Below are 17,182 nucleotides of genomic sequence, written 5' to 3' on the forward strand. Positions count from 1 at the left end.
ATCTGTCTTTAATATAACTACGTATAATAACTGCTTACAGTACTACGAATTATAATGAGCTAACAAGTGGGTTGATGAATAATAAGATGATGGCAACTACGAATCCGTAGATCGCTGATGTTTCGGCGATCGCTTGCCCTAAGATCATCATTTGCATTACGTCACCTTTTGCTTCTGGTTGACGACCTACTGCTGCTGCAGCTTGACCAGCCGCGTTACCTTGCCCGATCCCTGTACCGATACCTGAACATACCGCTAATCCAGCACCAACTGCTGACATACCTAATACGAATGCTTCACTTGAAATTGAAGATGCAACTGTTTGTAAAAACATAATTTAATTCCTCCTGATTTAACATTTATTTTCCTTAGTTTTTTGTTGTTAACTACTCCATTGCTCCTTGAGACCAAATCATAGTTAACATGATGAAGATTAATGTTTGGATAACACCAGAGAAGATATCGAAATATCCATGTAAAGCCGGTGCGATCAATGGCGAGAACCATCCAAGCGCTTGATAAATAAGCGACATAATGATACCACCACTTAAAATATTACCGAATAAACGGAAAGATAACGAGATTGGTTTCGCAAGCTCTCCGGTAATATTTAAAGGTAATAAGAATGGGAAGTCTCCAAGGTACGTATCGTATAAGTACCCTCCGATTCCTTTTGCTTTAATCCCTGATCCGATCATGACAACAATCGTAATAACCGCTAAGGCTAATGTAACGTTGTAATCAGATGTTGGTGCACTTAATCCTAGTAACCCTAATAAGTTGGCACAGATTAAATATGCTGTTAATGTCCCAATGAATGGTGCAAAATTTAAGTGCTTAACACCCATTGTTTGCTCAACTAATCCTTCAATACCTGTCACTAAAATCTCTAGGAACAAGACAATACCTTTTGATGGTTTAGATGGATCAGCCTTTTTAACGGCATTCCCACAAATAATAAAGAACACACATAGCACAAGAACTAAAACAACCGAGTTAAACACCGTTGGATTAACAATTGTGTTTCCCTCTTTATCTCCTATGAAGATATTCATCAGTAGTGGACTCATTCTTAACCTCCTTTCTTAGAGATTCCTTTGCTGAAGGTGACTCCATATTTTCTTGTTAATCCGATTATGATAATCGGTGGCTAAAATAGATCGAATCATACGTTCTAATTAGCTATATATATTCAACGACGATTACTTTTTGTTTTTTCCATAACCAAACGTAAAGAAACCATCAGTTTGAATCGCAAATCTTACCATCGAAATACCGATGAAGGCTGCAACGAATGCTGGTGTTCCTAATAAAAGAACGGTTGCAACAAGAGCTCCGGCATAAATCACTAAACGAAGCAATAAGTTTGTCTTCATCGTTGATTTAGCACCTTTTTCTTGTTGTTCAAGAGCATTCTTTGTTCCGATAACAATAAATCGGAAGTTAATTAAATTTACTACAACTCCTAACCAATATCCAATTAAAACATTAACTATTGGTAATTTGAATACCATTGTAATCACGGCAATAAAAAACGTAAATACTAATGCTAACTGAATTACTCGTTTAGGAATGACACGAATTGGATCATTTTGTAATTGACTCAAGACTTATCCCTCTTATCTATTTTAATTATTAACAGATAGACACTTTTAATGCCACTAAAAACTCCGATAAATACAAATAACAGTAAAAATAACGGAGATGTGTTTAACCATTGATCGAGATACTTTCCAATAAATAATCCAACAAATATATTGGCAATCATGGTGATCCCTATTTGAGAAAGAAGTGACATCCACTTCATGGCTTTAACAACTTTATGTGGCTGACTCATTATTTTGTTCCAAAGATACGGTCACCAGCATCTCCTAAACCTGGAACGATATAACCTTTTTCATTTAATTTTTCATCTAATGATGCTAAGTAAACTGTTACATCGGGATGAGCTTCATTAATTGCTTTAACTCCTTCAGGAGCTCCTACTAAGCAAACTAGCTTAATATTTTTAGCGCCACGTTGTTTAATTGAATTGATAGCAGCAATAGCAGATCCCCCTGTTGCTAACATCGGGTCAACGATAAAAATATCACGTTGATCTAATTCTTCTGGGAACTTAGCAAAGTATTCAACAGGTTGTAATGTTTCCTCATCACGGAAGATTCCAATGTGTCCAATACGAGCTGAAGGAATCATTTGTAAGATACCATCAACCATTCCTAATCCTGCACGTAAAATTGGAACAACAACCATTTTCTTACCTGCAATTACATTTGCTTTTGTTTTAGCAACTGGTGTTTCAATTTCGATTTGTTCTAATGGTAAATCGCGTGTAATTTCATACACCATTAATCCACCAATCTCATTAATCATTTGACGAAATTGCGTCGTAGATGTATCTTTCTGACGAATTTGTGTCAACTTATGCTGAATTAATGGATGATCTAAAATATTAACTTTAACCACGTCGGTCACCTCATACACCTTATATTTTTATATAATTCAATTAGTAATTCTACAACTTTTTTACTTTCATTTCAATGTATACTCCGCAGAAAAAAATACCAAGAACTTCAAGAGTCTAAAAATAAAAACATCACTTTTATAAAAAAACTTCATTACTTTTATTTTCACACACTTTAATTATTTACTTTTTTCAAGTATCTATGAAATAAAAAAGAAATCCTAAGCACAGGATTCCTTAAGCGTTTTCATACTTCGAGATTTTTTCGATACGAGCAGTGTGGTGTGCTCCCATAAACTCAGTCGTTAACCAAACTGATACAATCTCACGTGCTAATCCTGGACCAATGACACGTCCACCCATAGCTAAAACATTTGAATCATTATGCTCTCTTGTTGCTTTTGCAGAGAATAAGTCATGAACTAATGCACAACGAATCCCTTTTACTTTGTTGGCAGCAATACTAATTCCAATTCCAGTTCCACAGATTAAAATACCGCGGTCAAATTGCCCTGCCGCTACAGACTCTGATACTTTAAATGCATAGTCTGGATAATCAACTGCACAACTATCGTAACTTCCAAAATCTTCAAATTCAACATTCATGTCTTTGAGTAAACCTAAGATTTCTTGTTTTAATTCAAATCCACCATGGTCACATGCAATAGCTACTTTCATGAATAACGCTCCTTTTATTCTGTAAAATAATTCTATCTTTTTTATTATAACATATTTTTTTCTAAACTTTTGCATTAAAGGTGTAAAAAAAATCCCATGTAATTTCTCATCTATTAACTTTACTCCAAATTTTAAATAAAAAAAGAACTAATTATCGGTAATTAAAACCAATTTTAGTTCTCCTTTATATAAAACAATCTATATTTTACCAAAATTTATTATCTACTATTAAAATTTGATACTCATCAGTTGAACATCCTCTAATTTTAATAACTCCGGAATATTTAGATTGGATGTTTTCTTCATTTCCACAAATCCTAGCAATCCAAATAATTGACGCGCATATGGATGAGAAGTGATAGCGACTAATTGATTAATCTCTTTTTCTTTAGCTGATCGATACAATTCAAAAAACATATTCACTAATAAATCTGGAACAATGTTTTGGTCATAAATAAAATAACGAATAATCCCAACTTGATTAAAAGCCTCAAATGAGACCATTCCTGATACTTTATCAAACTGTTTAATGAGGATGGATTGCTCAATAATCTGTGGATTAACTGTTTCAAGTGTCGTCACTTTCTTTATAAATTCTAGAACAAGGTCATAATCAGTTGCTTCATAACGTTTTACTTCTTTATCAGTCATCATAAAAATCCCCCTTCAACGTCATGTATATGTTAAAGGGGAATAAAATATGATGATAAGATTTTTAAATAAAAGGACGGAAAGGAGGATGGTGATGACTAATTAATACTCATCCTCATATAAATACCAATTTGATTTTGTTGAATCATCTGATATTACATAAGCTTCTGTTTCTTTTGTACCAAACAAAGTATCCACAACTTCACCAATATACGATTTGAATTTTTTTTCTTGGAACGCTTCTTGTGTACTTTCCATTGCATTATATTGTGCGTTCCACTCACTTGAATCTTCTGATTCATTAGATGTTGCACTTGGTCCTAAACAAAGATCTGGATTCATAAAGCACCACCAGTTATTCCCCATTCCTTCACCAATTGTGATAACTAAGCTCTCATAATATCCCGCTTCATATGTTTCACCATTGTATTGTTTTTCTGGGAATAAATGCGCCCCATAGCTCACTTCAAAACCTGTCTCATAATTAATCGTATCTAAGACATGTGCGACTGTATCTTCAATTTCACCGATATTTTGCATAATAAATTCACGAGTTGAATTAATCGTTTCAAAAGCAGATTTATTAGCTGCTAAATATTCATCGATTGCATAACGAACCATTTTCTTAGCTTGTTGATCTTCATATTTATTTGAATTTGGAATAATACGAATACGAATGGCTGTATCATTCACAACGACTTGTTCCTGATCTGATTGAGGTTCTGCTTTCCCGATTTGATAAACTGTTACCATCATAATTAATGTTAATACTACGATAATTGTTGATTTCTGATTCATTCTAAACACCATCCCTTTCACCTGATACCTCATTATGGACAGTTTCCAAAAAATTATACGTAGTATTTCACAAAAATTATTTTTTATGTAAAACTTTTTGAATTTCTTCTAATGAAATAGCTCCTTCTCGTAAAATTTTAAATTCACTCGTCGTGCAATCTAAAATAGTTGAGGGAATTTGTGCTTTCGTTTCTCCATCATCAAAGACATAATCCACACGATGAATAACTGGATTATCCACATCTACCCTTGTTGGGCTTACTTCACCTGAAACATTGGCACTTGTTGTTGCCAATGGACCTAATTTACTTAATAATTTTAAAGCTAATGGATGATCAGGAATTCTAACTCCAATTGTCTGTTTTCCACGCGTAATCTCATTAGGTAAAGGCATATAACAATTTAAGATTAACGTTAATCCTCCAGGTAAAAACGCGTCAATCAACTTTTTAACTTCTACTGATAACGGACCTACAATTTTCTCTAACTGCTCTTCATTTGCGCATAAAACAATTAAAGACTTTTCTGTTGGACGATTTTTAATTTCAAAAATTTTATCTAAAGCATTTGGTGAATGAATACTAGCTCCTATTCCATAGACTGTATCCGTTGGAAAAACAATCACATCTTCTTGGGTAATCATCGCTAACGCTTCACTTAATTGATGACTTTGATAAATCATGCATTTACAAATCCTTTCTATAAAAAGAAGGATGTCATAGGACATCCCCTTTCTCTTATCCTTCCCTAAAAGGAAATTAATTTTCTATATAGAAACCCAAATGTATTTCACATTTCTAGGCTAAATCTTAGTTATTAATGATAATAGTCATACGATCTTTTCCATTTAAGTCTTTTAATGTTTCAAACTTAGAGTTAGGGAAATGTTGCTTCACTAATTCCGCCATTGCTTCTTTATGGTTATATGCATGTTCAAATGCAATAATATTTTTCTCATTTACAACTTTATGAGCATCTTTTAAAATTTGACGATAGAATTTTAATCCATCTTCTCCACCAAATAACGCTAAGTGTGGTTCATTATCTTTAACAAGTGGATCGACATTTTCAGTTAATGGAATGTATGGAGGATTTGATACTAGGATATCAAACTTTAATCCGCGTTCAATTAATGGTTGTAACATATCTCCTTGATAGAATGTTACATTTGCTCCTAAATTAGAAGCATTTTGTTTCGCAACTTCTAAAGCGGCCTCTGATAATTCAGTCACCGTTACTTCCATATTCGATTCTTCAACTGCTAAAGTAACACCAATCGCTCCACTTCCTGTTCCTACATCGACGACCTTAACAGGGGCACCATCAAATACATCATCATAAGTTGATAAGACATTAGCCACTAATTCTTCTGTTTCAAAGCGTGGGATTAAGACATCATCATTGACAATAAATTTATGTCCAAAGAATGTTTCGTATCCCATAATGTGTTGAACAGGAATATTTTGTTCAACGTATGTTTTAACACAGCGCTCAAATTCTTCAACTTGTTCCGCTGGTACTTGCATATTCATATCGGCTAAAATTTCATAACTTTCTTTCCCAGTTACATGCATTAATAATAATTTAACAGCCGAATCTTCTTTTCCATTTTCAAGGGCGTAATCTTCAGCCCATTTTAACAATTCACGCATTGTTTTCATCTTTATCACCGTCTTCTTAAAATCAACCATCATTTTACTCTAAAATGCTAAAACATGCAAATAAAATTTTTTACAACTTATCTTGGATTATTAGATATGAAAGCATACACTCACTCTGAAGAATATGAATCCTAATGATATAACTCTCTCCTATAATAAAGATGCACCTTCATTCTATTATGGAAGATATCCAATCTTTCATGGAACCATTTAGGATATGATACATATATTAGAATTAGATGTAGCAAGGAAATCAGTAGTTAAGTGTAAAACTCACACCACAATTTAGTTCATACGACTTTTATAATAAATAATCTTAACTTTTTTACATAAATTACGTTTAAAATTCATAGTACTGGTTCATAATATAATTGTCCGTAAGACGAGAACTTACGGGCATACTCTTCCCCCCATATAAAACTTTATTTCATTACTCATTTCTCTCCCCAATTTTTAAAGTTTTATTTTTCATACTCTCTCCTTATAATTCTCTCCCAAAGTATTTAATACTTTAATCCCTCGATTATGGCAAAGACTTTTTCTGAGCCTACTCTCATCCCCCCAAAAAGAGAGACTCGAGGGAAGATGACAGTTCAATCCCCCCATTGAATTGTCATCACAATTAAGGCTGTAAAGGTTCCCCCCCTTTTACAGTTTCTCCTAATTTTTAAAAAAGCGCCCCTCCCCCCGGGCGCTTTTTTCTATTTCTAGACTTATATAAATGAATTTTAGGATAACCATAAAGTAGAGAATAAATAAAAAATCTAACTTCAAAATGAAGTTAGATTTTTTATTTAATGTCATTAATCTTGAGCAGCTAATTTACGTTTTTGTTCTTCTGTAATTAAAGCTTCAACAACTGGCTCTAATTTACCTTCCATAACGCGGTCTAACTGTTGGATAGTGAATCCAATACGGTGGTCAGTGACACGGTTTTGTGGATAGTTGTAAGTACGGATTTTTTCTGAACGTTCACCTGTTCCGATTTTAGAACGACGTTCTTCACCTTCAGCCTCTAAACGCTCTTGTAAGATTGAATCATAGATACGAGCTTTTAATACTTTTAAGGCATTGGCTTTATTTTCGTGTTGTGATTTTCCGTCCTGACATGATACAACGATTCCAGTTGGAACGTGAGTTAAACGTACCGCTGATTTAGTTGTATTTACTGACTGTCCTCCAGGTCCTGATGAACAGAAAGTATCAACACGGATATCATTCATACTTACTTCGATATCTACATCTTCAGCCTCTGGCATAACTAAAACAGTTGCTGTTGATGTGTGGATACGTCCTTGAGATTCAGTGGCAGGGACACGCTGTACACGGTGTGCTCCTGATTCATATTTCATGTGAGAGTATACACTTTCACCTGAGATCATGAACTCAACTTGTGACATCCCTCCAGATTCAGAGTAGTCAACGTTCATGACTTGGATTTTCCATCCTTTTAACTCAGCATATTTTGTATACATACGGTATAAGTCTGATGCGAAGATATTTGCTTCATCTCCACCCGCAGCTCCACGGATCTCAACGATTACGTTTTTCTCATCGTTTGGATCTTTAGGAATTAATAAGATTTCTAAACGCTCTTCTAATTCTGGAAGGCGTGGTTTTAACTCTTCTAATTCCATTTCAGCCATTTCACTAATTTCTGGATCAGTGTCTTTTGCCATTTCTTTTAAATCTTCAATTGAAGCTGCAATTTCTTTATATTCAGCATACACATTAACTGTCTCTTCAAGACCACGTTGTTCTTTTGATAATTCAGTTAATTTTTTAATATCAGTAACGATTGCAGGATCAGCCATCATTTCGTTAATTTTTTCATAACGCTCTAAGATTGCCTCTAAACGTTCAAACATAGTCGAATCCTCCTCTAATTGTTCATTCCTAATTATAATATAAGTCAAACGTATCGTCAAAATGTGTTTTATGTAAAACGCATCTTAAACTTAGATGTTTTTTACTAGACGTCTGGGATGTGAGCTGACTCTGGAACATTAACCAGATTTTCGAATCGGCTGATTTCTTTTCTAAAGGCTAACTTAACTGTCCCGACAGCCCCACTACGGTGCTTCGCGAAAATAACTTCAACGATATTATCGTTTAATTCCGGATCCTTTTTATAGTAATCTTCACGATATAAGAAAGTAACGATATCGGCATCCTGCTCGATACTTCCTGATTCACGTAAGTCTGACATCATTGGTCGCTTATCTTCACGATTTTCCACCTGACGTGATAACTGCGATAAAGCAATAACCGGGATTTTCAACTCACGTGCCATCTCTTTTAACATACGTGAAATTTCAGAGACTTCTTGTTGACGATTCCCACCGTTAGCCTTGCTACCAGAAAGTAACTGTAAGTAGTCGATCATTACTAATCCAAGACCTTTTTGTTGATGAAGTTGTCGACATTTTGCTCGCAATTCTCCAACACGAATACCAGGTGTATCATCGATATAAATGCCTAAATTACTTAATACATCGGTGGCAATTTTCAATGAACGCCAATCCGCCCCTTCTAAATTCCCAGTTTTTAAACGATGCGCTTCAATTCGTCCTTCGGCACTAACTAAACGGGATACGAGCTGATCGGCCCCCATCTCTAAGCTGAAAATGGCAACATTCACATGATTTAGCTTGGCCACGTTTTGCGCAATATTTAAGGCAAATGCGGTTTTCCCCATCGCAGGACGGGCAGCAACGATAATTAAGTCGTTATTTTGAAGACCCGAAGTCATATTATCAAGTGCGGTAAATCCAGTTGTTAATCCAGTTACTTCACCTGTTGATTGAGATAAACGCTCAACGTTTTTAATAAAGTCAATGATGACATTATCGATTTGTTTAAAATCAGACCCTTGATTTAATCGAGCTAAGCCTGAGAATTGTTGCTCAGCCGTATCAATTAAATCTTGAGTTGATGTCTCTGGATCATATCCTTGCTCAATTAGACTTTGAGCACGATTAATGATTAAACGTGAAATTGATTTTTCTAAAACAATCTCGACATAATGCTCTGTATGTGCTGTCGTTGCGACACTTTCGTAAATCGTTAAGATGTACTCCACACCACCAATTTCAGCAATACGTTTATGATCTTGAAGATACGCTGTAACTGTTGTCACATCGACCCCAATATTTTGGTCCAATAGGATCAGCATCGTTTCATAAATAATGCGATGACGATGATGATAAAAATCATCTGGCTGTAATTTGAGTTTGACATCCTCACACACCTTTTCATCGAGCAACATGGCCCCAAGAATAGCTTGTTCAGCATCGGTGCTATGAGGCATCTGACGATTTGGCAATTCTAACATGGGATACCCAACTTTCTAACGTTAATCTATCATAACCTCTTATTTTTCTTTGATTTGAACTGAAATAGTTGCGACTACTTCTGGATGTAAATGAATTGGAACACGTGCCATTCCTAATCCACGGATTGGTTCTTCTAAATCCATTTTACGTTTATCTAATTTGATTCCGAATTGTTTTTGGAACTCTTCAGCAATTGCTTTTGTGCTAACTGAACCAAACACACGCCCGTTATCTCCTGATTTTACTTTAACAATCACTGTTTTTTGTTCTAAATCAGCTTTTAACTTTTTGGCTTCTTCTAAGCGTAACTCGGCTTGTTTTTCTTCTTCCGCTTGTTGAGCTTTTAATTTATTCATATTTCCTGGCGTTGCATCCATCGCTTTATTTTGTTTAATTAAGAAGTTCGCAAAACCATTTGGAAAATCTTTAACTTCACCTTTTTTACCTTTACCTTTAACATCTTCTAACATAATTACTTTCATTTAGACTCACCACTTTCTTCTAACTCTTTAACAATAACTTCTTTTAATTGTAAAACAGCATCTTGTGTACTGCTACTACGCATTTGTGTTGCTGCATTATTTAAATGCCCACCACCACCCAGTTGTTCCATTAACACTTGAACATTCACATCACCTAGTGAACGAGCACTAATTCCAATGTACTGCTCATCAATACGTGAGATTACGAATGAAGCCTTAATATTTTGAACATTTAACAACTCGTCGGCTGTTTGAGCAATTTGAACTTTTTCAAGCACCATCTCATCATCTGCACAAGCAATAATAAACTCATCTTTAAAGATTTCTGCTCGTTCAATGAGATGTGCCTTACTATAATAATTCTCAAGCGGCGTTCGGAGCAATTGCTGAACTAACTTCTCTTCCGCTCCTTTTTGTTTTAAAATAGCGGCCGTTTCATACGTTCGTCGTCCCGTATGATACGAGAATCGACGCGTATCAACAATAATTCCCGCTAACATAATCGAAGCTTCTAATGGCGTCATTTTAATTTTCTGTGAATAGTAATCGAACATATCCACAACTAATTCGACCGTTGATGAGGCATAAGGCTCCGCAAACGAAAGCACCGAATCAATCACATCAACGCCTCGTCGATGATGATCAAAGACAGCGACTTTCTTAGCACGCGGTAAAAGTGCTGGCTCTATCACCATTTTTGGATCCTGCGTATCCGCAACTACTAGTAACGTATTTTTGGTCATTAATTCAATCGCTGCTTCACTTGAAATGAAATACTTTTTCAACTTTTCATCTTTTAAAATTTCATCAACAAAATTTTTAGCTGTTTTATCTAGCTCCTCCTGCTTTAAAACAATGTAAGCTTCTTTCTTTGAAGCAATTCCCATTCGTAATAATCCGATACTGGCTCCAATCGCATCCACATCCGGATAACGATGTCCCATAATAATGACACGTTCACTATCACGAACTAAACGCTCATAAGCTTGTGCATTCACACGCGCACGAACACGATTACGTTTCTCAACTGGATTTGTTTTTCCACCGTAGAATAAAAACTTATCATCACTTGCGATTTTAATCGCTACTTGATCCCCCCCACGGCTTAGTGCTAAATCTAACATATAATTCGCACGTTGTCCAAGTTCAGAAAAACTATCGTATCCAGTTGCTAACCCGATACTAATCGTTAACATAATATCTTTTTCTTTAGCTGCTTCGCGAACCTTATCAATAATCGTAAATTTCGTCTCGCGAAGTTGCTGTAACACCTCGTACGGCATCATTAAAACAAAACGGTCACTAGCTGTCGTTCGAATATAGATTTTATGCTGATCGGCCCACTGCATAATAATCGAAATGATTTTTCCATAGAATTCACTTTTTTCTTGTTCATTTAAATTATGAAAGACCTCGTCATAATTATCCATCACAAGAACTCCAACAACGGGCTGTTCATTGACATATTTTCGTGATAACTCTGTATACTCTGTATAATCTGTAAAATACATCAATCGTTCATCTTTCATATGTAACACTTGATACGTCTGTTGATTAACAGTTATCTTAAATGATTCCTCATCACCAAGCGATCGATTATAGAGTTGTTCACTTAAATCCTTTAACACCTTATCATGTAAATCTTGATTAAAAACGCGCTTTAAATACCCATTAAACCAAACAATTTCATAAGCTTCATCATAAAGTAAAATCCCCATCGGTAATTGATTAAACGCTGTTTCCCCTGCATGCTTGACACGATATGAAATGGATTCAATCTTCTTTAGCGTATCGGCTTTATAGTGAAAATAAGCATTCACACGATAGATAGCATCTCCTACAAAATATAAGAAGATGATTAGAGAGATCACATCAGATTGATAATAAGCATAAATTCCAGTCACTACTAAAGAAACAATAGAAATCACCAGATATCCAAGATGATCTTGATATTCTTCTAACCATTTCCTAATCTTTTTCACCATTACCACCTACCTTTCATTATGATTTTTTAACAGCAAATCGCTCACGGTAATCGAACAACGCATCCATCACCCCGAGCACTGAAATAAACATTGAGAAGCTAGACATTAACGCAAAAATAATAATAAAAGTTCCAAATCCTCTCTTATTACGAGATCTAAAATAAGACATTGCCACCACAATCCCCTGTAATAAGAATAACGTGTTTAAAAGCATAATGACATTCATTAATACAACATTTAATGCATGATTTGGAATAAATACAATCGCCACTTGACTAATTAACAAAGTCACTGCTAATTTCGCCCCTAATTGGAAACGGTGAATACTTCCACGTCTAGTAACTTCATAATTCATACGTTTAAGAACATTAGTTGCAACCGTATCACTTAAAAATGCTGAAGCTAATCCCATTAAGATAAGAATCGTTGGTAATAACGTCGTCATCATTGTACTAACCATATTTTGAACTGGTAATAGCATCTCAGCATTATTCGCTGGTAAAAAAGCTGACATAGCTTCAAGCATCCCATTCATTTCATCCGCCATTTGTGCCATGGATTCTTGGAGATTTAATCCTGTAACCACATAAGTTAAAATTGGAAACGAAATGACTGATACAATTGCTGCATTTAAAAGACGTTGCCAATACGGCCATTTCTTTATAATCCCAATCCCAATCAGAGCACCCATCAACCCATAATTCAAGGTTGTAACTAGTCCATAAACTGAGCCAAATAAAAATGTTCCAATAAAGCACCCAATCAATAACCATAACACATCTCGAACTCGATTTGTCGTGACTGAATAAACAATGAGTGGAATAGGTAATAAAATCGACATGATTGTCGGCAAAACTCCAATATTATATAAAACAAAAAAGACCATATAAATGGCTAGCATAATTGCCGCGTTAACAAGCGACTTCGTCTTCATCTAAAAGACCCCCTTCATAAATGCCAATTAACGTCTCTATTATACCACAATTTGAGCTGAATATATATTCACTTATATAGGGGCACAGCCACATTTTCATTTTAAATGGACGTCTATAAAAATTTTTATCTTTTTCTAGCAACTATTCCTTTTGCTCATTCAAAAAAGATTCATCTGAATAAACTATTATTGAAATGAGGGTTCGATAAACAAATCTTCATTTCACCTGTTAGATTCTAAACTAAAAATCAAATCCAAACCAACATACACAATATAATCTAACAGTTTCTTGATCAGACCATTAACTAATCCCACAATAATATAACAAATCCTCCATCTTATTGTTTTCTGTCATCATTCCTTTATCACATAACTTATTTCATAAAACATCATCAAATTAACATTCCTCCATTCATAACTTCATCATCACTCATTTATCTCATCTATCACCTTTAACATTCATACGTTTGATCAAGACATCTGAATATTTGAAACTTAATACACTCTTCTTATTATAGCCCATTCACTGCTACACTAAACAACACACCTTCCGAGCAAAATGAACTTCACTCATCATTATAATATCACACTACTTGTTTACGTCAGCTTTTAACCACTACTCATTCACACAATCCAGCCACACCTACACCAATACATCAACCTTTAAACTAATACCAACATCCACTATCACAATACATTTATACTCATCCTTCCTACACACTCTATACATTCAAACGACAATCCCTACTAATTAGTCAGTTTTATATCCACCACATCTTATACTAAAAAATAAACTTATCCCTAATAGTACATTTAGCCACATCCTTACTTCAAACTTGTAAATTCAAACCATATTTCATGCTAATTAACTAGTTTTACATCCACCACACTTATCCCAGCACAAACTCCCTTTCTAACCATATACTCATACACATACCTACTACATCATCCGTATATTCAAACCACATTTTGTACTAACCCACCAGTTTTACATCCAGCACATTCACACTAAAAAACATATTCATTTTTACCTTAAAATTCACACATTCAAACTAAATATCCTCCTAATCACTCAGTTTTAAACCCATCACATCTAAACCAAAATTACCCAAACCATTCAGTACATTTAAAGCATAGGATTTCTAATATAATCATCACTCACTCCAACCAAAAACACAGTCCTTATCATAACAGTATAAAACCACACTTATACTCACTCTTCCCATCCACTATGAAACATGATAAAACTATAGCCTAGTATATAAAGCAAAAATACATTAAGGATCGAACTAATAATTGTACATTTACTCTATTAAAAACTCTTCTAACATTTATCATACATTCACTCTCCTCATTCAACTAATCTGCAGAATCTTCATTCCTTAAACTCTTCTATCTGTTGAAACACTGTATCCTCATTATCATTACAATCACTCTATTAACATTGCAAATCTCTATCATCATCTTAGCAACCATTACATCTACACACTTACTTATCACTCATCCTCACCATTTAATTACTAGCATTCAAATTAATTAATATAGCTCTGTATTCGGTACAATCTCATCACAATCTAACTTCAAATATTCAGATTTATTAAATTATTTATCTCTGAATTCTTCATTTAACCTCAACCTCCAATACCATTTAAAAAGATAAAATTCTCCTATTTATCTTCTAACCTCAACTAGTGATCATCATCTCATCCTTAATACCGAGATAAATAACGATTCATTTAAATCATACGATCCACTTTTATAATAAAAGAGGACCTCTTTCAGGTCCTCTTTGCTATTTTAACGCTAAAATTAACTTCACTTCTTGTTCTTCTTCACCTGTCGATAAATATTTAAATCCTACACTCTCATATAAATACTTCGCTACCGTATTCCCCATTTTATAGGTTGTCACTAAAGAAGTTACATTCTGCTGCTCTTTTACCTATAAAATAAAACTTCCTTACCCTATCTATTTCCTTGATAGGCCTCATCGATGATAATTTCCCCAAATTTTAAATTTCCTTATAAAAAACACTTAATTTTTTTAGGTATAGGTATATAATTAGAAGTGTAGTTATTTCATTATAATGTTTTATGAGGAGTGAAGAAGATGGAAAAAAACAATTCTTATAACCCATTTCGTTTATTAAGTGATGCCCACTTAACAGAAGACATGAGTTGCTGTACAGATACTTACTTATTAGATCGCTCAACAATGAAAGTTGAACCATGTGAAGTAATCGCTAATGCTGAGCAAGCAAAAGAAGAAGAAAAATAATTAACAAGAACAGGACACTCATCCTGTTCTTTTTTTACCTAATTTTATCCACATGATAGCATAAATTACTCATATGTAGAAAGAATCTTAAACACCTAACGTAAGCTTTATATCAACCTTTCTCATCATTGAAATGTACACCCCAATGAATAGGTGACTGTCAAAATCAAGACATTTATCCCGCATGTACATCCTAATTTACAGCTGACTGTCTTTTCGCTCCTAACAAAAAGGAATATTTTCGAGCTCTCTCAATTACTAAGCATATAACATCTTTTTTCATCATAAATTACAATATGAATCATCATCATAAGAGTAGTAATAGTTAAATCCTAACTACCAAACTATAAATAGTGTTACTTTTATCATCACCTACAGTATCCACATTAACTTCTTGGCCCAAAGGAGTAAAAGAATTATTACGCACACCTTTAAATTTAGTTCGTTCCTAAAATATTACTTCGACTCTCACCTCAGATAAAAAAGATAGCTCATCAAAGCCATTAAAGATGGCTAGATGAGCGACAAAAAAACCACCTTCTATTGAAGGTGGCGTTAAAACTTGAATATTTTTAATAATTGGGCCCTGATGCAAATATCTCTGTTGCGAGATTCGTCAGAAGAAACGAATGTTTCTTTTACATCGTCTGACGAATAATAAAGGTTAGCTTATGTTTTATAAAAAAATGGCGCGAAAGTCCGCGCCACTCTGTAAACAATGTGTTATTACTATTCAGCAGAGAATGGTAATAATGCCATGTGACGAGCACGTTTAATAGCAACTGTTAATTCACGTTGGTATTTAGCGCTTGTTCCTGTTACACGACGAGGTAAGATTTTTCCACGATCAGATACGAAACGTTTTAATAAATCTACATCTTTGTAGTCGATTTTCGTAATTTTGTTTGTAGTGAAATAGCAAACTTTACGACGACGACGTCCTCCACGACGGAATTGAGCCATGATAGTTCCTCCTAACATCTTTTAAAATTATTTTTTTATATGTTATTTAAAAATTAAAATGGTAAATCATCATCAGAAATATTAATAGTTGAGCTAAAATCTGGCTCATTATTAAATGATTGCGATGGATTTCCGAAGCCATGATCCATACTTGGTGCTCCTCCGAAAGGATTTCCACCAAAGCCATTTGATGCTGGCGCTTGTTGTTGGAATGATGGCGTACCACCGTATCCACCTCCAAAGCCTCCACCAAAGTCTTGTGATGGTTGAGCTCCAAAGTTTCCTCGATCAGCAGATGCAGAGCGTGGTTCTAAGAACTGTACGCTATCACACACCACATCTGTTGTATAACGCATTGATCCATCCTGAGCCTGATAGCTACCTGTTTCAATACGTCCTTCCACTCCAATAAGAGATCCTTTACGTAAAAACTTCGCCATATTCTCAGCTTGGCCGCGCCATGCAACACAGTTAATGAAATCTGCTTGGCGTTCTCCATTTTGACTAGTGAAAGTGCGATTAACCGCAATACTGAATCGCAAGTTTGCGATCCCATTAGTTGTATACTTTAGTTCTGGATCACGAGTTAATCGCCCTACTAAAACAACGCGATTAATCATTTATACCACCCTCACTTAGTACATTAAAATCTTATTCTTCTTCTTTGATAGCGATGTAACGGATAACATCTTCGCTGATTCCAGCTAAACGATCGAATTCGTTTTTAGCTTCGATTGAAGAGTTAACTGTCATTACTACGTAGTAACCTTTTGTGAAATCTTCGATAGCGTATGCTAAATCACGCATACCCCACTCTTTAGTTTCAACGATTTCCGCACCCATGTTAGTGAACATGTTTTGGAAGTTAGCGATTACTGCTTTGCGTCCTTCTTCTTCTAAGTTAGGACGAACGATGTACATAATTTCGTATTTTCTCATTATATTGCACCTCC

General features: G+C 34.8%; 19 protein-coding genes. 1 reads left to right on the top strand and 18 read right to left on the bottom strand.

The window, feature by feature from the left end; translation table 11 throughout:
- Positions 1-49 precede the first annotated feature (49 nt).
- The 15 genes from atpE to AT726_RS04360 form a co-directional block, all read right to left on the bottom strand.
- Positions 50-334 carry an ATP synthase F0 subunit C gene (gene atpE, locus AT726_RS04290; RefSeq protein ID WP_055242795.1) on the bottom strand — a complete coding sequence of 95 codons (285 nt, stop codon included), beginning with the start codon at positions 332-334 and terminating at the stop codon, positions 50-52.
- A 52-nt stretch (positions 335-386) separates the two neighbouring features.
- Positions 387-1,070 carry a F0F1 ATP synthase subunit A gene (atpB, locus tag AT726_RS04295; protein WP_055242792.1) on the bottom strand — a complete coding sequence of 228 codons (684 nt, stop codon included), beginning with the start codon at positions 1,068-1,070 and terminating at the stop codon, positions 387-389.
- A gap of 132 nt (positions 1,071-1,202) precedes the next feature.
- Positions 1,203-1,607: a hypothetical protein gene (locus AT726_RS04300; protein ID WP_068759131.1), complete on the bottom strand. Its 405-nt coding sequence runs from the start codon at positions 1,605-1,607 to the stop codon at positions 1,203-1,205.
- Entirely contained in the window at positions 1,604-1,837 is a 234-nt protein-coding gene (locus AT726_RS04305) for an AtpZ/AtpI family protein (protein WP_055242789.1), read from the bottom strand. The genes AT726_RS04300 and AT726_RS04305 overlap by 4 nt, the downstream gene beginning before the upstream one ends.
- Positions 1,837-2,466 carry a uracil phosphoribosyltransferase gene (upp, locus tag AT726_RS04310; protein ID WP_055242786.1) on the bottom strand — a complete coding sequence of 210 codons (630 nt, stop codon included), beginning with the start codon at positions 2,464-2,466 and terminating at the stop codon, positions 1,837-1,839. Before upp ends, AT726_RS04305 begins: the two co-directional genes overlap by 1 nt.
- Before the next feature lie 235 nt (positions 2,467-2,701).
- Positions 2,702-3,142 (bottom strand): ribose 5-phosphate isomerase B, encoded by a 441-nt coding sequence (rpiB, locus tag AT726_RS04315; protein ID WP_055242784.1) that lies wholly within the window; start codon positions 3,140-3,142, stop codon positions 2,702-2,704.
- A gap of 228 nt (positions 3,143-3,370) precedes the next feature.
- On the bottom strand, positions 3,371-3,793 hold the full coding sequence (locus AT726_RS04320) for a hypothetical protein (protein WP_068759762.1): 423 nt from the start codon (positions 3,791-3,793) through the stop codon (positions 3,371-3,373).
- Between the two features lie 102 nt (positions 3,794-3,895).
- Positions 3,896-4,591 (bottom strand): stage II sporulation protein R, encoded by a 696-nt coding sequence (locus AT726_RS04325; protein WP_068759763.1) that lies wholly within the window; start codon positions 4,589-4,591, stop codon positions 3,896-3,898.
- A 76-nt stretch (positions 4,592-4,667) separates the two neighbouring features.
- The gene (locus AT726_RS04330; RefSeq protein ID WP_068759132.1) at positions 4,668-5,273 is read right to left on the bottom strand and encodes an L-threonylcarbamoyladenylate synthase; all 606 of its coding nucleotides are present in this window, start codon (positions 5,271-5,273) and stop codon (positions 4,668-4,670) included.
- 127 nt (positions 5,274-5,400) lie between these two features.
- Positions 5,401-6,252 (bottom strand): peptide chain release factor N(5)-glutamine methyltransferase, encoded by an 852-nt coding sequence (prmC, locus tag AT726_RS04335; protein ID WP_055242780.1) that lies wholly within the window; start codon positions 6,250-6,252, stop codon positions 5,401-5,403.
- An 803-nt stretch (positions 6,253-7,055) separates the two neighbouring features.
- Positions 7,056-8,120, bottom strand: a complete 1,065-nt coding sequence (gene prfA / locus AT726_RS04340; protein ID WP_068759133.1) for a peptide chain release factor 1 — start codon at positions 8,118-8,120, stop codon at positions 7,056-7,058.
- A 104-nt stretch (positions 8,121-8,224) separates the two neighbouring features.
- Positions 8,225-9,586: a replicative DNA helicase gene (gene dnaB, locus AT726_RS04345; protein ID WP_068759134.1), complete on the bottom strand. Its 1,362-nt coding sequence runs from the start codon at positions 9,584-9,586 to the stop codon at positions 8,225-8,227.
- Between the two features lie 39 nt (positions 9,587-9,625).
- On the bottom strand, positions 9,626-10,069 hold the full coding sequence (gene rplI, locus AT726_RS04350; RefSeq protein ID WP_055242771.1) for a 50S ribosomal protein L9: 444 nt from the start codon (positions 10,067-10,069) through the stop codon (positions 9,626-9,628).
- Positions 10,066-12,051 carry a DHH family phosphoesterase gene (locus AT726_RS04355; protein WP_055275176.1) on the bottom strand — a complete coding sequence of 662 codons (1,986 nt, stop codon included), beginning with the start codon at positions 12,049-12,051 and terminating at the stop codon, positions 10,066-10,068. Before AT726_RS04355 ends, rplI begins: the two co-directional genes overlap by 4 nt.
- Positions 12,052-12,070: 19 nt before the next feature.
- Positions 12,071-12,988, bottom strand: a complete 918-nt coding sequence (locus AT726_RS04360) for a DUF2232 domain-containing protein (protein ID WP_068759135.1) — start codon at positions 12,986-12,988, stop codon at positions 12,071-12,073.
- A 2,110-nt stretch (positions 12,989-15,098) separates the two neighbouring features.
- Here AT726_RS04360 and AT726_RS12990 point away from each other — a divergent pair.
- Positions 15,099-15,266 (top strand): hypothetical protein, encoded by a 168-nt coding sequence (locus AT726_RS12990; protein WP_172676274.1) that lies wholly within the window; start codon positions 15,099-15,101, stop codon positions 15,264-15,266.
- A 729-nt stretch (positions 15,267-15,995) separates the two neighbouring features.
- On the opposite strand, the gene rpsR is transcribed toward AT726_RS12990, so the two are convergent.
- From rpsR to rpsF, 3 genes are read right to left on the bottom strand one after another with little or no spacing between them, the layout of a single operon-like run.
- Positions 15,996-16,229 (bottom strand): 30S ribosomal protein S18, encoded by a 234-nt coding sequence (gene rpsR, locus AT726_RS04365; protein WP_006784586.1) that lies wholly within the window; start codon positions 16,227-16,229, stop codon positions 15,996-15,998.
- 53 nt (positions 16,230-16,282) lie between these two features.
- Positions 16,283-16,849: a single-stranded DNA-binding protein gene (locus AT726_RS04370; RefSeq protein WP_055275180.1), complete on the bottom strand. Its 567-nt coding sequence runs from the start codon at positions 16,847-16,849 to the stop codon at positions 16,283-16,285.
- A 31-nt stretch (positions 16,850-16,880) separates the two neighbouring features.
- Positions 16,881-17,168: a 30S ribosomal protein S6 gene (rpsF, locus tag AT726_RS04375; protein WP_055243505.1), complete on the bottom strand. Its 288-nt coding sequence runs from the start codon at positions 17,166-17,168 to the stop codon at positions 16,881-16,883.
- Positions 17,169-17,182 lie beyond the last annotated feature (14 nt).

Origin of the sequence: Turicibacter sp. H121 (assembly GCF_001543345.1) — a bacterium.
GTDB lineage: Bacteria > Bacillota_I > Bacilli_A > MOL361 > Turicibacteraceae > Turicibacter > Turicibacter bilis.

Bases quoted from the DNA above. Each gene is read 5' to 3' on its own strand.
- atpE (WP_055242795.1), bottom strand. From the start codon at position 334: ATGTTTTTACAAACAGTTGCATCTTCAATTTCAAGTGAAGCATTCGTA.
- atpB (WP_055242792.1), bottom strand. From the start codon at position 1,070: ATGAGTCCACTACTGATGAATATCTTCATAGGAGATAAAGAGGGAAAC.
- AT726_RS04305 (WP_055242789.1), bottom strand. From the start codon at position 1,837: ATGAGTCAGCCACATAAAGTTGTTAAAGCCATGAAGTGGATGTCACTT.
- rpiB (WP_055242784.1), bottom strand. From the start codon at position 3,142: ATGAAAGTAGCTATTGCATGTGACCATGGTGGATTTGAATTAAAACAA.
- AT726_RS04320 (WP_068759762.1), bottom strand. From the start codon at position 3,793: ATGACTGATAAAGAAGTAAAACGTTATGAAGCAACTGATTATGACCTT.
- AT726_RS04325 (WP_068759763.1), bottom strand. From the start codon at position 4,591: ATGAATCAGAAATCAACAATTATCGTAGTATTAACATTAATTATGATG.
- AT726_RS04330 (WP_068759132.1), bottom strand. From the start codon at position 5,273: ATGATTTATCAAAGTCATCAATTAAGTGAAGCGTTAGCGATGATTACC.
- prmC (WP_055242780.1), bottom strand. From the start codon at position 6,252: ATGAAAACAATGCGTGAATTGTTAAAATGGGCTGAAGATTACGCCCTT.
- prfA (WP_068759133.1), bottom strand. From the start codon at position 8,120: ATGTTTGAACGTTTAGAGGCAATCTTAGAGCGTTATGAAAAAATTAAC.
- dnaB (WP_068759134.1), bottom strand. From the start codon at position 9,586: ATGTTAGAATTGCCAAATCGTCAGATGCCTCATAGCACCGATGCTGAA.
- rplI (WP_055242771.1), bottom strand. From the start codon at position 10,069: ATGAAAGTAATTATGTTAGAAGATGTTAAAGGTAAAGGTAAAAAAGGT.
- AT726_RS04360 (WP_068759135.1), bottom strand. From the start codon at position 12,988: ATGAAGACGAAGTCGCTTGTTAACGCGGCAATTATGCTAGCCATTTAT.
- AT726_RS12990 (WP_172676274.1), top strand. From the start codon at position 15,099: ATGGAAAAAAACAATTCTTATAACCCATTTCGTTTATTAAGTGATGCC.
- rpsR (WP_006784586.1), bottom strand. From the start codon at position 16,229: ATGGCTCAATTCCGTCGTGGAGGACGTCGTCGTCGTAAAGTTTGCTAT.
- AT726_RS04370 (WP_055275180.1), bottom strand. From the start codon at position 16,849: ATGATTAATCGCGTTGTTTTAGTAGGGCGATTAACTCGTGATCCAGAA.
- rpsF (WP_055243505.1), bottom strand. From the start codon at position 17,168: ATGAGAAAATACGAAATTATGTACATCGTTCGTCCTAACTTAGAAGAA.